Below are 15,598 nucleotides of genomic sequence, written 5' to 3' on the forward strand. Positions count from 1 at the left end.
GTTGAGGCTACCGCAGCGACTTAGACAAGGACTTTGTCAAAATCGCTGCGGTAACTGCAACTTCTCAACCAAAAGATGTTATTCCGATTTCAACGACTGCACCGGATTCACCAGCGCGGCCCGAATGGCTTGTATACTTACCGTAACCAGAGCGATGGCAATCGCCATCAAACCCGCCACTACAAAGAACCACCATTCGATGTCGATGCGGTAAGCAAAATCTTGTAGCCAGCCTTGCATGTCATACCAGGCTAGTGGCGAAGCAATCAGGATACCGATGCAGACCATAATGACAAAGTCTTTGGACAAAAGGGTTACGATGCCCGTTACGGACGCGCCCAATACTTTGCGCACCCCAATTTCTTTGGTGCGGCGCTCGGCGGTGAAAGCGGCCAAGGCAAACAGACCCAGGCAAGAAATAAGAATGGCAATCACCGAGAAGATGTTGAACATCAAGGCCGAACGTTGGTCTTTTTCGTAGAGTTTTTCAAACTCATCATCCAGAAACTGGTATTCAAAAATGCGGTCGGGTACGTTTGTGCGCCAGAGGTTGCTGGCAAAATCTACTGCTTTGCTGGCATTCGAGCCCGTGGTTTTGACGTACAAGGTGGTCCTCCATTCGGGGTCTCCATTGATGACCACGGGTGGAATTTTTTCGTGCATGTCGCGCAGGTGGAAGTCTTTGACCACTCCGATGATCTGCCCCTTAATGCCATTGCCTTCAAAGCGTTGGCCGATGACAGGTGATTTTAGGTTGCAGATTTTGACTGCGGCTTCGTTGAGTACAAAATTGCTTTCATCCGCTTTATTTTCTTCTTGAAACCAACGGCCTTCCAGCAGTTTTAAGCCAAAGATTTTTTGGAAATTGACATCTGCTGAAAATGGTGCAAAGGTTGGGTTTTCATTTTCTTTACGGCCTTCCCATTCAAAATTGCCACTGCTGCTGGAGCCGTGGTTGACAATAGAAGCCGAAGCCATACTGATGCCACTTACTGCCGGGTTGTTTTCAATTTCCCGCACCATCCGTTTCATGGTGTTTTCGCCAGCAGGAGTCCGGAGCATTTGCCAAGGGAAGTTGATGCGCATCACGTATTCCCGGTCAAAACCCAGGTTTGTATTCCGAATAAACTGGAGCTGTTTGTAAATGGTGAGCGTACTTACAATCAAGCCCACCGAAATGGCGAATTGTAAAACGGCCAAACCTTTCCAAAAGCCAGTTTTGTGTTTGCTCAAAAAATTGCCGCCCTTCATGATGTTGAGGGGCTGAAAAGATGACAATAAAATGGAAGGGTAAATTCCCGTAAGTAGGGTGACCAGCACCAGAACGGACAGAATGATTTTCCAAAGATTAAAATCCAGGAGATTCAATTTAAAAGCTACTCCGGTCAGTTGATTGAACATAGGCATGCTGAGCTTGGTCATCAACAAGGTGACCAATAACGCAACCGTACACATCGCTGCCGATTCCAACATAAATTGACTGAACATCTGCCCTTTGCTGGCACCCATTATTTTTTGTACCCCAATTTCTTTACCGCGTTTGCTGGTGCGGGCAATCGACAAATTGACGTAGTTGATACAAGCTACCACGAGAATCAAGAGGCCAATGATGAAAAATATCCGAATCGTGCTGAAGTCGGTGGTGCTGCCTTCGCTGGACATGATCGACTGGTCGAAACGCATTTCCGACATGGGCTCAACAGTGACGACGATGGTGCTGTCGCTTTTTTCTTTGCGCAACATTCGGGTGATCTGTTTGCCCAGTTTTTTGGCATCGGTACCTGGGCGCAGACGGGCATAGGCATTGTAGTTGAAGTTACCCCAAGAGTCGTCGTTTTTTTTGTTCTGGGGGTCGCCTTGGCGCAAGGCCATGGGAATCATCAGGTTAAACTTAAAACTCGAGTTGAGCGGATCGTCCTTGACTACTCCTTGTACCACACATTCATTGGTATCCACACGAAGCAGTTGACCGATGGGATCGGCATCGCCAAAGAGCTGATGAGCGGTAGTTTGATTGAGAATGACACTTTTAGGGTGTTGCAAGAAGTCTTTCTCCCCCCCATCTACAAATTCGTATTTGAAGAGTTTAAACCAACTAGAATCAACCGTGGCACAACGACCAATTTTGATCAGTTCGTTTTTCCGTTTGATGGTAGATTCACCAGCCCCCGAGGTAACCTGAGCAACCAATTCGAAGTCGGCAAACCGACTACCAACCATCGGCGCTAGTTTCAGCGGCACAGTGCTCCAATGCCAAGTCTCGGTATCACTGATTTTGATGTGACTCTTGATGCGGTAAATGCGCTCGGCGTGATCGTGGTAACGATCGTAGCTCAGTTCATTGGTGACCCACATGCCGATGAGCAGGGCTCCGGTCATACCCAGAGACAATCCAATGATGTTGATCAAACCGGAAGTTCGATCTTTGAGGAAGGCGCGCGAGGCAATGCGCAGGAAGAGTTTGAACATATCCACCAAAATTGTAGGGGCGACCCTTCGTGGTCGCCCATTTTTGGAAAAGGAATTGGTAGGTACCCCTTTGTGGGTACCCAAATGGGAAAAAAATGACCGAGGGCGACCACAAAGGGTCGCCCCTACGAATTACACATGAAAATTCTCCGTCACCACCTTGCCATCAAACAAATTGATCACCCGGTGAGCAAAGCCAGAATCATGCGGTGAGTGCGTTACCATCACGATGGTAGTGCCTTCGATATTCAGTTCACGGAGCAAGTTCATCACCTGCTCGCCGTTGGAAGAGTCGAGGTTACCCGTAGGCTCATCCGCGAGGATCATCTTGGGTGTGGCTACTACTGCGCGGGCGATGGCCGTCCGCTGTTGCTGACCACCGGAAAGCTGCTGTGGGAAGTGATTGCGGCGGTGCATCATGTTCATGCGTTCCAGGGCTGCTTCGGCGCGTTTTTTGCGGTCGGCAGCAGGTACTTTGAGGTACAATAGGGGTAGTTCCACGTTTTCGTATACCGTAAGTTCATCAATCAGGTTGAAGCTTTGGAATACAAATCCGATGTTCCCTTTGCGCAATTGGGCGCGGCTGCGTTCGGGCATTTTAGCGACTTCGGTGCCATAAAAATGGTACTCCCCTAAGGATGGGTTGTCCAACAAGCCCAGAATATTGAGCAAAGTTGATTTTCCACAACCAGAAGGGCCCATGATGGCCACAAATTCTCCGTCTTGGATTTCCAGACTAATCCCGTTTAGGGCGGTGGTTTCTACTTCTTCGGTAGTGAAAACCTTTTGTAGGTTGACAGTCTTTATCATAAAGATGAAAGATGAAAGATGAGAGATGAAAGATGAAGGACGAGAGCATTTCATCTCTCATCTCTCATCTTTCATCTTTTAAAATTCGAGTACTTCGTTGTCACCAAAAGTATCATAAGAGGAGGTAATCACCCGTTCGCCAGGTTTTAGGCCTTCCAATACTTCAAAATATTCAGGGTTTTTACGCCCCAGGGAGATGCGACGGCGCACCGCGCGTTTGTCTCCATTTTCCAATACGTACACCCAGTTGCCACCCGTAGTGGAGAAAAAGCCTCCAGTGGGCAGCAAAACTGCTTGAGTGGGTTGTCCCAATTGCAAACGAACGGTGACAGATTGGCCCCGTTTGATGCCCTCGGGGGCGCCTAGCGAGAATTTCATGTCCACTTCAAAACGGCCACTGCGTACCTCCGGATAAATCTTGATGATTTCGAGTTTGTACGATTTGCCATTGAAGTCAAAACTACCCGGCAAGCCGCTGAATACCCGGTTGATGTAGTATTCGTCGATGGCCGCCCGAATTTTGAAACCACTTAAGTCGTCAATCTGGCCAATGTTTTGGCCCTGGCTGATGTTTGACCCTACTTCCACATCCATTGATGACAAGAGGCCAGGTACTGGTGCTTTTACTTCCAGGTTTTCCAGGGTTTGCCGCCAGAGTTCTACGTTTCTTTGGGTGCGCTCCAGGGTGCCTTCCAGTTGTTTGATCTGGATGACGGCGTTTTCTTCCTGGTACTTTTGCGACTCGATTGCGATTTCGCGTTGTTTAACCAGGCGTTCATAGTCGCGTTTGCCGCGTAGGTACTCTTGTTCAGAGACGACTTTATCTGCAAATAGTTGCTTGTTGCGATCGTATAAATCCTTGGCTTGTTCAATTTGAAAGTCTAGTTCATTCAGGCTGCTGCGTAGGGAAAAGCGCTCTACTTTGAGGCGTTGGCGGGTATTTTGCAGGTCGTTGACGAGCCGGCTGGCCTCGGTTTCAGACTGCAAAAAGTTGAGTTTGAGTTGTTGGTTTTCCAACTTCAACAAAGTTTGGCCCTTGGTAACCGCATTACCTCCTTCTACCATTTTTTGGGTAACATAGCCACCCACGACGGCATCCAGGCGAATGGTTTTGAGGGGTTGCACATTGCCCGTAATGGGAATGGTTTCATCGAAGGTACCATTCATGACCTCCGAGATGGTGAGTTTGTCTTGTTCGACGTTGAGCGTAGTTTTGTGCTCTTTCAGCAATTGCCAGCCGAAAAATCCTACAAATGCGGCACCGAGTACAAAAAGTACAATTCGTTGGGTTGTCCAAAATTTCTTTTCAATCTTCCTATCCATGGTAATGTTTGGCTTGTTGTTCTCTTGGAATGGCGGGTTTGTCACCATTCTTTATCCTGTTCATGCAGATTCAAGCCCTGTGCCAAAGTTGTAAGAAATTGAAAATCAATATATTGAAATAGGTAAAAACTGGATTTCTTGTTCAGAAGCGGACAGAAAGTGTTCGGAAACGGACACCTGAAATACCAGATTGAGTAGAGCCGTCCACTAGTTTTTTCACAAAAAATTGCATCCTGCTAAAACCTGCTGTATTTTCGTGACCAACTCAATATACTGATTATTTCCATCAATCTTCAAGCACGCCCATGCAAACCATTGAAATTAAAACCACCCAGAATGTCACCATCGAATACGAATTGGCTTCACTTTGGGAACGAGGCCTTTCCACTTTTATTGATTTAATCATCATCGTTGTAGGCAGTGTCCTGGTGCCAACGATGTTGAGTTTATTGGGTTTGTCGGCATTGATTCCGTTTCAGCTAATTTTTACACTGTGTTTTCTCAGTTTTTTCTTTGGTTATTTCTTTTTACTGGAAAGTATGATGGGTGGACAAACCTTGGGCAAAAAAATGACAAATATCCGGGTAGTTCGGCTGGATGGTGAAATTCCTACGGTAAACGACTACCTCCTACGAGCCGTTTTCCAATATGTAGATACCATTCTTTCCGGGGGGATTTTGGCAGCCATGCTCATTAGTTCTACCACCCGCCAACAACGCCTGGGCGACATGACCGCAGGTACCACCGTTATCCGCAAACGCAACAACATCCGGATGCATCTTCGCAACATCCTCAATATTGATACCCTCGAAAGTTACGAGCCCGTTTATTACCAAGTAAAAGCCCTTAATGAGCAGGACATGCTCAGCATCAAACAGGTCATCAGTCGGGTGCGCAAATACCCGAATGACGCGCATTGGGCAGTGGTGGAATCCCTTGCTGCTCAACTCAAAGAACTTTTGGACATCCATGAAACGCGCAAAAGTGATGACCTGGAATTCCTGCGCACCCTCTTGCGCGACTACATCGTGCTTACCCGATAATACTTACTTTGTAACTTTATTTCATTTCCGTTCCTTATTAACTCCCATTATACCTCAATTTTTTTTGATTTGGCTTAGCCGAATCAAGTAAGTGCCTGCTCATAATTAATGGCACTTTTTGAAGGAGCTAATTTTAAGCCAGATGAGGCAAAAAACGTAGCCATAGCAGAGCTACGGCGAGGCTTTTTAACGAAATATGGCTTAAAATTAGCCCTTCAAAAAGTGTTGATTAATTATGAGTAGGCACTTAACTGTGTTTTAAAATTAGCATTGACTGGTACTACCAGTGAGGGCAGGATGTGTTTTTTTGAATCTCAAATTTTTTCCGTTATTTGCGATCCGAACCATTTGACCTTAACCATGCACAAGCTCTTACTCATCCTGGTGTTTTGTGGCCTGTTCGCTTGCCAGAGCAAAACCCAGCAGGCTACTGAACCCGCCATTTCGCCCAATGCCGAGCGCTTCTACGACCAACACCCAGCTTACCGGGTTAGTGGCCTCGAAACCCGTCGCTTCAAGCTGGAAGACATCGAACCGATGATCAAAGCGCTGCCAGAACCCTTTAAGGTGAAACTGGCGGGAAAATCCTTCCAGGATCGCAACATCTACCAGGTTAGCATCGGTACCGGGCCAGTCAAAGTGCTCATGTGGTCGCAGATGCACGGCGATGAATCCACGGCGACGATGGCGCTGATGGACTTGTTTCAGTTCCTGCAAAAAAAGGATGAGTTCGACTCCTTGCGGCAGGTTTTGCTCTCTAAACTGACCCTACATTTTATCCCCATGTTGAATCCGGATGGTGCCAACCGCTTCACCCGCCGCAACATGCAGGGCATCGACATCAACCGGGACGCCATGCGCCTACAAACACCCGAAGGTCGCATCCTCAAACGGGTTCGGGACGAGACCAAGGCCGACTGGGGCTTCAACCTCCACGACCAAAACATCTACCTCGGTGCTGGAGTTGGGCCATATCCGGCTTCCATCTCGGTGTTAGCCCCGGCATATAATTATGAGAAACAAATCAACGAAACCCGGGGCGATGCCATGCGCCTGATCGGGATAATGAACCAATTGTTGCAACGCCACATCTCCAAACAGGTAGGTCGATATGACGACGCCTTTGAACCCCGCGCCTTTGGCGACAACATCCAAAAATGGGGCACTCGTACCATCCTGATCGAAAGTGGAGGTTTGCAAGGCGACCCTGAAAACCAGATGCTCCGGCGCCTCAATTTTTCCATCTTCTTGACTGCCCTGGAGGCCATTGCCGCCGAGCGCCACAAGGAATGGGATTACATTGCCTACGAAGGTTTGCCCGAAAATCAGCCGAGTGGCATGCAGGACTTGATCGTGCGCAAAATACAAGTCACCCGTACCGACAAAACCTACAAGGTAGACCTGGCTTTCCGTCGCGAAGAAGTGAATTATGACAACAGCCGCAAGTTTTTTTACCGCTCGAACATCTCCGAAATGGGTGATTTGCAAAATACTTACGGTTACGAAGAAATTGAGTTGGAGGGTTATCAGGCGGTTCCTGGCAATATCCGGCCCGGAGTAATAACCTGGCAAGAAGCTCAAAAATTGGATCACATGGCGCTGCTCCGCGAGGGCATTACAGATGTGCAAGTGAGTAGTTGGCCAGAGCGTTTGGAAATGAGTAAGCTGCCCGTTTTGCTGGTTCGTCCAAAGCGTAATCCGGCTAGTCCCGGAAATTCGGGCATGATCAATCTAGGTTCAGGTGGTTCAATTTTATTGCAAAAAGATGGAAAGACGGAGTATGCGGTGGTGAATGGTTTTTTGCATAAAGTGTTGTGAATGAGCTACAATTTTTTTTAACCACCTAAGAAACTATAGACACCTAAGAAACACTTTAGCTAAGGTGCTTCTTAGGTGCCTATAGTTTCTTAGGTGGTTAAATCCAACACCTCAAAGTACCCCAAGGGCACCTCATCCACCAACCAAACCCCATTATCCGAGCGGTAAAAAGTATGGCCAATGGCATGCATTTCGCCGGCAAGCACTTTGAGTATAACCACTCGACCATGTCGTTCACCAACCTTTTCCGCGGTTTCAACATCCAGAGACAGGTGTACCTGGTGGCGTTTCCCTTTGATGATGCCCACGTTGAGGATAGAAGGCAAAAAGCGGTCAGCAGTGCCGTGGTACAAAATGGCTGGAGGTATTTCTGGGCTATAACCCAATTCAACTTCAACGGAATGGCCTTGACTCGCCCGAATCCTCAAACCATCGGGGCTGAATGCAAAGCGTTGTTTGTCATTTTCTTGGACTACTTCGAGTAGTAGGTCGATGGAAAGATCTTGGCCTTTTTTGGCAAAGGCATCCAACAATTCGGCAATGCTGCACCAGCCATGTTCATCGAGGTGCAGGCCATAGAGTTCGGGTTGGTGCCGCAGCAGCAGCGACAGTTTTTTGCTAAGCCGCGTTTGTACTTGGGTGTTCATTTTAGTATGATTCACTAGCTAGGTAATACCTGAAAAACGATCAAAAATAGGATAAAGTTCCTTAGCCTGCTTTAGAATTCTGGTTCATTGTGCTTGAGTTAGCCCAAAAACTTTCTGCGCAAAGCGCTGAATCGACGCGTCTTCCCAGGCCAATAGCTCTTCGATCGGAATCCAGCGAAAGGTTTTTTCATCGAATTTGGCGGGCAAAATCAGCTTGAACACGTAGCGCAAATCGTGGTGCGGATGCGCCGGAAATTCCCCCCGCGCCGGGATCAGGTGCACATCTAGATCAATCGGCTCGCCTTCTCCAAAAACACTAAAGGCCGTTACACTCAAACCAGTTTCCTCCATAAGTTCCCGAATGGCCGCTTGTAGGGTGTTGAAGTCTTGATCCGGCTCCACATGGCCACCAAATTGCAACCAGCGATCCAGTTTTTGATGGTAATGAAAAAGGATGTTCTGCTGGCTTTGATCCAGTAGGATGGAAGAAACCGTAATGTGGCCAGCGGTCAGTTGGGGGTAAAACGGGTTTTCCTGGCTTTGGATGAAGGCTACGACCTCCTGGACATAGGCCCGCTCGACCTCATCCGCAGGGTGATATGCCTTCAAAAATTCCAGGGTAAATTGTTTTTGCTGCTCTACCCGCATCATACGTTCCAAGTTTTTTACCTTTCAGTGCTTATTTAAGCTTTAAAGTGTAAAATAAGGATAAAAATTCAGCCTCCGTTTAAACCATGGCCACAAATCCAAGTCAAATCTTTCAAACCAACAAAATCTGATGCCGCAGGCTAAAACCAGTGACGACGAAATCCTGGGACTCATGCGAAACCCTAAAACCCTGGAGCGTGGGTTTCGGCTACTGATGGAGACCCATCAAGAGCGGCTATATTGGCAAGTACGGCGCCTGTTGAACGACCACGAGGATGCCAACGATGTCCTACAAAATGCCCTGGTGAAGGTATTTCGCAACATCGGACAGTTTGAAGGGAAATCGGGGCTGTATACCTGGTTGTACCGCATCGTGACCAATGAGGCCATCACTTTCCTCAACCAGCGCAAGCGCAGGAGTTCGACCTCAATCGATGACGCCAACATCAACCTGGCCAATCGTTTGCACGCCGACTCGTTTTTTGACGGCGATGAGGCACAGATTCGGTTGAAACAAGCCCTGGAAACTCTGCCAGACCGCCAAAAAGAGGTATTCAATTTGCGGTATTACGAGGAAATGGGCTATGAAGAAATGTCGAAATTGCTCAACACTTCGGTGGGCGCACTCAAGGCATCTTTTCACCACGCCGTTAAAAAAGTAGAACTGTTTTTTGCAACATAGGGGCGATTAAAAAACATCAGTTTTTTTGCCCCACTGTATTAGTTTATTCAAGCTCAGTAGATTTTATGGCCATGCAACCTTGTGTTCATAAAGTCTAATCAAAACAACAAAGAATGAAACGCCCTGATGAAGATATCCGTAAAGAATTGGAGGAGCTGTCGCCGAATTTGCTCAAACTGAAAGAGCAAGGAGACGGTTTTCGCCTGCCAGGGGACTATTTTCAGCGCATGCAAAAAGAAGTGCTGGAAAAAGTCCAAGCGGGTTCACAACCTGTAGCTGCCAAAAACATTGGCTGGCTGGATCGGCTCTTAGCCCCCCTCCAGTTTTTGTTCCAGCCCCGTTGGGCGCTTAGTCTGGCGACCATTGCCCTGCTCGTCACCTTGGGTGCCGTTTGGTTCTATCAAAATCAGCCTGGTACGGAATCAGCTTTAAGTGCAGAATTGGCCAAACTGGATCCTGAATCCTTGGATGCCTACATTCAAGCGAACCTCCATGAATTTGATACCGAAACCCTGCTTGAATTCGCGTCCAATCAGGAAAATCAGCCCAGTTTTGAAGATTTAACGCCAGAGGAATTGGATCAATACCTGGATGAGGCCATTCAGGAAATGGATGTTGAAACCCTCAAGGAATTACTCTAACCCGGAAAAAGATCACAGCAAAATGAAAAAATGGATCGTAGCGTCAGTTTTGTGTGGGGCTTTTATGCTGGCTTTGCCCCAACTGACCCAGGCTCAAGACCGCATTCGCGCCTTAAAAGTGGCGTTCATTACGGATAAACTGAAACTTACTCCCGAAGAATCGGAGAAATTTTGGCCAGTGTACAACCAGTATGAAGCCGAACAAAAAAGAATCCGCCAAAAATACCGCCCCGATCAAGACCTCAATACCATGAATGATCAGGACGTTGAACGTGCTGTACTGGATCGTTTTGAGATGGAAGAAGAAATCCTCAAACTCAAACGCGACTACTTTCAGCGCATGAAGGGTTTTATGGCCGTTCGGAAGATTGCCCTTTTACAACTCAGTGAACAAGAGTTTAATAAGGAATTGTTGCGGCGGGTTCAGGAGGCAAGAGGGAGAAAATAAAGTATTAGCCCACCCGGTCACTGAGCCCACCGGTCACTGAGCGTAGCCGAAGTGCCGGGTGGGCTCAGTGACCCCTTGATGGTCTCCTTTATTTTCTATTCGCAAAAAAATAATACACAAATACTTTAATAAGTCTAGCCTTTGGCATTTTTTTTGTTCGTATATGTCAAAACATAAATAATTCAAAACAATAAACTATTAAAAGACAAAGACTTAGGCAAATAATACCGTTCCCTCAAAAACAGCTACCGTTCCATTAATGGGTTTCACTTACTCGGGCTAAAGTTCGGAGATGTCAATCTCTTTTCGTTACCTTTAGCAACAATCCGCTTAGACAAGCGCCTAAAGACTACAATTGTACATTATGAGTAATCAGGCACTGATCGATTTAGTTACCGAGTACGAAGCCATGTTGGAACAAGGAGAGGCACTTTTTCTTGAACAAGATGCATATCGACATTTGATTGATCACTACCTCAGCGAAGAGATTTTTGATCGGGCAATGGAAGTCGCTGAACGCGCCATTGACAGTCATAGCTATACCGTAGAGTTTTTGCTGCGCAAAGCAGAAATCCTCATTCAAGCCAATCAGGAATACCTGGCATTAGAAGTGCTGACCCAAGCAGAAATTTTGGCCCCCAACGAATCTGAAATACTGTTGCTGCGGGCACAAGCACTCACTTACCTGGGCGACCATCAGGCTGCTCACGAGCAACTGGGGTATTTACCCGATGAGCTCGATCCCAACACCTTGGCTGAATCGCACTTTGTGCGGGCTTTGATTTACGAAAACCAGCAGGAATACGAAGCCATGTACCTGGCACTGAAAGCGGCGCTAATCCACGACTCAGAAATGCGGCATGGCCTTGAAAAAATCATGAATGCCGTGCAACACATTCGCAACTACGAGGAATGTGTGACCTTGCATGAGCAAATCATCGACGAGAATCCGTATTCCTGTGTAGCTTGGTACAACCTGGGGCTTTGCCACTCATACCTGGGCAACTACGAGGATGCACTCGAAGCGCTCGAATTCGCCTACCTGGCCGATGATACCTATGAACTAGCTTACCGTGAAAGGGCTGACCTGGCTTTTGAGCTACAGCGCTACGCCTTGACCTTTGACATTTGTGAAGAAATCGAGGAAAACTTTGGTGCCGACGCTGATTTGCTGTTGCGAATGGGCCAGTGCCAATTGCAAATGCGCCATCCTCAAATAGCCAAATCCTTGTTGAAAAAAGCCCTGGAGCTGGAACACCACCACGATGAGGTTTTTTATCACCTGGGCGAAATTGCGATAGCGGAGCAACAATGGGAACTTGCGGCACACTACTGCAAAAAAGCCATCGAAATCGACGACAATCGGGAAGAATACCACGCCAGCCTCGCTCAAGCCTACGCGCAACTCGATGAGCTGGAATTGGCTGAAACCCATTATTGCCTGGCTACCGACATTGCACCAGAAGCAGCCGAGTATTGGCTGCAATACGCTTTATTCTTGATGCTGACCGGCCAGGAAGATGGCGCTTTGGAAATTCTGGATATGGCGGAAGAAAGTACGGTTAGTCCTGAATTGATCTACTGCCGCATTGCGTGTTTGTTCCGCATGGGAGATCGCCAGGAGGCACTACTCCAACTTAGTGAGGTATTGGAGGATGAATATGCCAGTCATGAGTTGTTGTTTGATATGATGCCGGAGCTGCGGAGGGATGCAGAGGTCATTTCATTGATAAGGGCTTGCTCTTAGCTATTTTGATACAGGTATCGTATAGTCCTTGAGGCTATGCGAGAATACTACTCCGTAGCCATTCTTTATGTTGGAATAGGTTAAAGGAGGTTCATTAATGCCCTCTATAAACCCATCATCAACTGGCATCGCGCGTTGTGAGCGGTAAGCCTCCTCACTGATGCCTCCAAATCGAATAACAATTGAATCGGCAACTTGTGGCCCATTGAAGCCCTTAAAATATCCGTCTGGACTTACGCGATAGGTGAGGTTGGTTTTTTTTCCATTAAAACAAAGGTCAGTAAACACAAATGTTGCGTAACAATTGCCAAGAATTCCATCCTCTGGCACCCAAAATGGGGCTGTTTGTAATAGATTGGCTTTTTTGATGGCAATGTCAAAAAAATAATAATCAGGATTCGAGCCATCCTGGATGTCAAAAGACAATTCATTGGTTATTCTACCACTAACAGGTAGGTTTTTAAAGGTCAGATTTTGAATGGATAGTGGATCAGGAATTTGAATGAAGTTAGATGCTACTGCATCCAAATTCTCTGCGGAGGCCACAATTCGATACTTTTTTCCTGCAATTAACCCTATTTTTCCCGCATTAAAATGGACTGAATCACTTAGTGTAAGTTTAAATTGAAATGTACCGCCCTCTTCTTCAATGTAAACCTGAGGGTTTTCAGCGAGCAACTCTCCTCTTTCAATTGGACTAAACGGGTCGGTAGACTTCCCCACAGTTAGTGAGATGGTATCAACGCTGAAAAATCCACTTAGGGTAAGCCTATCTCCCGCATAGTCCGATTGTAGCTTACCAGTCACATCACTATCGCATTGCCAAAACAACAAGAGAGAAAGCACCATACAAATGGGTCGGGCTAATGTTTTCATTTACCATTTTTTAGTGTAAGACAATGTTGGAATGAAAGAAAATAACGCCTTGGAACTCACATAGTAAAAAGACTGATACCCAGAGAAAGAATTATATGAAACATTCAGACTTGGGTAGATGGCGTAGGGGTTCTCACGAGCATAAAGGTTGTACACACTGAAGCTCAAAGCAGAGTTGCTGTTGTTCTTTTTGGACTGATAGTTTTTGGTGAAAGAACAATCCATTCTGTGATAAGTAGGAAGCCTTTGGTTATTCCGTCCAGGCCTTACTTCAGCTAGACTGATCCCAGATTGATTAACTATTCTAACCAGGCTGCTTGCATTGTTGATGGGACCCTGATAGCGACCAGAAAGCAGGGTAACCCAGCTTCCACTTTGAACAACAAAATTTAGTCCCCAAGTCCAATTGTTCTTCCAGCGTTTAACCAGATTCAGACTTAAATTATGGCGTTTATCATATCGAAACGGGTACCATTCCCCTCCGTTGATATTGGTGAATTTTCGTTCATTATTGGATAAAGTATAGGCCAGCCAGGCATTAAATCTTTCGGTTTCTCTTTTGATCATTAGTTCTACGCCCTTGGCACGACCTATACCGTTCTTCTCAATGGTGTTTTCCCAATTGAAATTACTGACCTCAAAAAAATCAATCCCCTGTCGATAATCAATCTGGTTGCGGAGGTGTTTTTGAAAAGCCTCTACACTAAATTCCCATTTGAGGGAAGGAGTTTTGTAAATAATACCACCAGAATATTGGCGAGCTGACTGTGGCGACACTTGCTCGGTTGAAGGAACCCATAAATCGCTGAAAAGCCCTAGGGAGTTATTCGCTAAAAGGTGTACAAATTGGGAAGTAGTGGCATAGGCCAGGTTGTATGAAAATCGATGATGTGCAAAATTGATGTTGAGGCGAGGCTCCCAATAATTTTTAGACTGACTGTTCACTTGGTAAGAAGATCGACGTAACCCAATATTAATTTTCACCGATTTTAATACATCCCATTCACCCTCTGTAAAAACGGCGTAAGAGAAAGGGTGATAGGTTTTGCTTTGTTTAGTTAAAGAGTCGAGGCTAAAGTCAGGAGAGGACAAAGAAATACTGCTCGGCTGGAAGGTCTGTTTAAGCAATTCAACACCCGCAGAAAAGTTAATAACTGGACTTAAGGCAAGAGAAAAATTTTGTTTAAACGATAAATCCTGAATGGTGGATTGGCGTACAAAACTGCTCTCTTGTTCGGTGAAAATATATTCCCGATTGCTTTTTTCCACGCTATTGTACGCATTGTAACTCAGTTGAGATTGCGCGTAAATTTTGTTGTTGACTGGCCTTACATAGCGGATACTTGCAGTTTGGTTACCCCAACCCAAATCAGTTTGGTAAAAAGAGCTGTCAAAACGGAATTTGGTCAGGTAAATGTCTCTGCCAACATAGGCACTTACAAATAGTTTGGCCTTGTCTTTGAATTCGTGATTAGCCTTAAGGTTGAAATCATAACTAAGCATCGTATTGAATGGCCTATCGTCTTGCTTTTTCCAGCCCAATGCAGTGGGTAGCAACAACAAACCCAGGTACGCAGCTCTACCCGAAACCATGTATGAACTTCTTCCTTTTTGGATGGGGCCTTCCAACATTATCCCGGAATTGATCAGCCCTAAGGTAAATTCACCGTGCTGTTTTTGGTTGTTGCCCTCTTTCATCGTGATATCGATGATAGAGGATAATCTTCCTCCATATCTTGCTGGAAAGCCTCCCTTGATGAGCCGGATGTCTTTAATGGCACTGGGGTCAAAAACCGATTGAAAGCCAAATAAATGAGAGGAGTTATAAACGGTTGCACCATCCAGAAGAATCAAATTTTGATCAGGGGTGCCTCCGCGTACAAACAAACCCGTTGTGCCTTCCACCCCAGTGGTGACCCCTGGTAAAAATGACAAGGATTTGATCAAATCAGGCTGACCAAATAGCATTGGAATGGCTTTTAATCGTTCTACAGGGATTTGGATGATGTTGTGTTGTAAGTTTCCAATTTTGCTTTTGATTTCTACCTCTTGTAAACTCTGAATTTTTAGGCGAAAATTTAGCGTTGTACTTTTTTCTAAAATAAAACTGGTGTCTATTTTTTGATACCCAACATAGGACACTTGCATTCGGAGAGAATCTTTCGCCGAAAGGGCTAAATTATACCTACCAAAAGCATCTGTAACCGTGCCCTTTGCTAAATGAGGTAGGAAAATAGTGGCACCTATCAGCGGTTCGCCACTTTCGTGGTCGTATACATGGCCGTTTATGGTGAATAATTGACGGGACTGGGTGAATAAGATAACTGAATAAATTAAAAGTACCAAAATTAATAGAATCCTTCGATGGCACATACTAAAAATGAAGTTAAATTTTATGATACAATAGCCCACATCCATAGTGACGATCTTCATAAATAAGATTGAA

At 46.0% G+C, this 15,598-nt stretch carries 13 protein-coding genes; 6 read left to right on the top strand and 7 right to left on the bottom strand.

Annotated features, from left to right (window positions below; genetic code table 11):
- Nucleotides 1-78 precede the first annotated feature (78 nt).
- From ACEW9O_RS13350 to ACEW9O_RS13360, 3 genes are all read right to left on the bottom strand, one after another.
- Nucleotides 79-2,469, bottom strand: coding sequence for an ABC transporter permease (locus tag ACEW9O_RS13350; RefSeq protein WP_373550669.1), 2,391 nt, complete (start codon nucleotides 2,467-2,469; stop codon nucleotides 79-81).
- A gap of 132 nt (nucleotides 2,470-2,601) precedes the next feature.
- On the bottom strand, nucleotides 2,602-3,279 hold the full coding sequence (locus ACEW9O_RS13355) for an ABC transporter ATP-binding protein (RefSeq protein WP_373550670.1): 678 nt from the start codon (nucleotides 3,277-3,279) through the stop codon (nucleotides 2,602-2,604).
- Nucleotides 3,280-3,357: 78 nt separating this feature from the next.
- Nucleotides 3,358-4,602: an efflux RND transporter periplasmic adaptor subunit gene (locus ACEW9O_RS13360; RefSeq protein WP_373550671.1), complete on the bottom strand. Its 1,245-nt coding sequence runs from the start codon at nucleotides 4,600-4,602 to the stop codon at nucleotides 3,358-3,360.
- Between the two features lie 305 nt (nucleotides 4,603-4,907).
- Between ACEW9O_RS13360 and ACEW9O_RS13365 the strand changes: the two genes are divergently transcribed.
- Nucleotides 4,908-5,645, top strand: a complete 738-nt coding sequence (locus tag ACEW9O_RS13365) for an RDD family protein (protein ID WP_373550672.1) — start codon at nucleotides 4,908-4,910, stop codon at nucleotides 5,643-5,645.
- Between the two features lie 360 nt (nucleotides 5,646-6,005).
- Nucleotides 6,006-7,463, top strand: a complete 1,458-nt coding sequence (locus ACEW9O_RS13370; protein WP_373550673.1) for a M14 family zinc carboxypeptidase — start codon at nucleotides 6,006-6,008, stop codon at nucleotides 7,461-7,463.
- A gap of 89 nt (nucleotides 7,464-7,552) precedes the next feature.
- Here the strand turns inward: ACEW9O_RS13370 and ACEW9O_RS13375 are convergent, their stop codons facing one another.
- Both ACEW9O_RS13375 and ACEW9O_RS13380 read right to left on the bottom strand, forming a co-directional pair.
- On the bottom strand, nucleotides 7,553-8,110 hold the full coding sequence (locus ACEW9O_RS13375) for an RNA 2'-phosphotransferase (RefSeq protein WP_373550674.1): 558 nt from the start codon (nucleotides 8,108-8,110) through the stop codon (nucleotides 7,553-7,555).
- A gap of 84 nt (nucleotides 8,111-8,194) precedes the next feature.
- Nucleotides 8,195-8,761, bottom strand: a complete 567-nt coding sequence (locus ACEW9O_RS13380) for an NUDIX hydrolase (protein WP_373550675.1) — start codon at nucleotides 8,759-8,761, stop codon at nucleotides 8,195-8,197.
- Between the two features lie 127 nt (nucleotides 8,762-8,888).
- Here ACEW9O_RS13380 and ACEW9O_RS13385 point away from each other — a divergent pair, with 127 nt between their 5' ends.
- The 4 genes from ACEW9O_RS13385 (at nucleotide 8,889) to ACEW9O_RS13400 (ending at nucleotide 12,276) form a co-directional block, all read left to right on the top strand.
- Nucleotides 8,889-9,440, top strand: a complete 552-nt coding sequence (locus tag ACEW9O_RS13385; RefSeq protein WP_373550676.1) for an RNA polymerase sigma factor — start codon at nucleotides 8,889-8,891, stop codon at nucleotides 9,438-9,440.
- A gap of 113 nt (nucleotides 9,441-9,553) precedes the next feature.
- Nucleotides 9,554-10,081: a hypothetical protein gene (locus ACEW9O_RS13390; RefSeq protein ID WP_373550677.1), complete on the top strand. Its 528-nt coding sequence runs from the start codon at nucleotides 9,554-9,556 to the stop codon at nucleotides 10,079-10,081.
- Nucleotides 10,082-10,103: 22 nt separating this feature from the next.
- A complete protein-coding gene (locus tag ACEW9O_RS13395) occupies nucleotides 10,104-10,529 on the top strand; it encodes a hypothetical protein (RefSeq protein WP_373550678.1) in 426 nt (141 codons plus the stop codon).
- A gap of 364 nt (nucleotides 10,530-10,893) precedes the next feature.
- Complete coding sequence (locus ACEW9O_RS13400) at nucleotides 10,894-12,276, top strand: tetratricopeptide repeat protein (protein WP_373550679.1); 1,383 nt, start codon at nucleotides 10,894-10,896, stop codon at nucleotides 12,274-12,276.
- Here the strand turns inward: ACEW9O_RS13400 and ACEW9O_RS13405 are convergent, their stop codons facing one another.
- Together ACEW9O_RS13405 and ACEW9O_RS13410 are read right to left on the bottom strand one after the other, a co-directional pair.
- Nucleotides 12,277-13,152 (bottom strand): DUF4249 domain-containing protein, encoded by an 876-nt coding sequence (locus ACEW9O_RS13405; protein ID WP_373550680.1) that lies wholly within the window; start codon nucleotides 13,150-13,152, stop codon nucleotides 12,277-12,279.
- Nucleotides 13,153-15,585 (bottom strand): TonB-dependent receptor domain-containing protein, encoded by a 2,433-nt coding sequence (locus tag ACEW9O_RS13410; RefSeq protein WP_373550681.1) that lies wholly within the window; start codon nucleotides 15,583-15,585, stop codon nucleotides 13,153-13,155.
- Nucleotides 15,586-15,598: the final 13 nt, after the last annotated feature.

Origin of the sequence: Haliscomenobacter sp. (genome assembly GCF_041740695.1) — a bacterium.
In the GTDB taxonomy this organism is placed as follows: Bacteria; Bacteroidota; Bacteroidia; order Chitinophagales; family Saprospiraceae; genus Haliscomenobacter.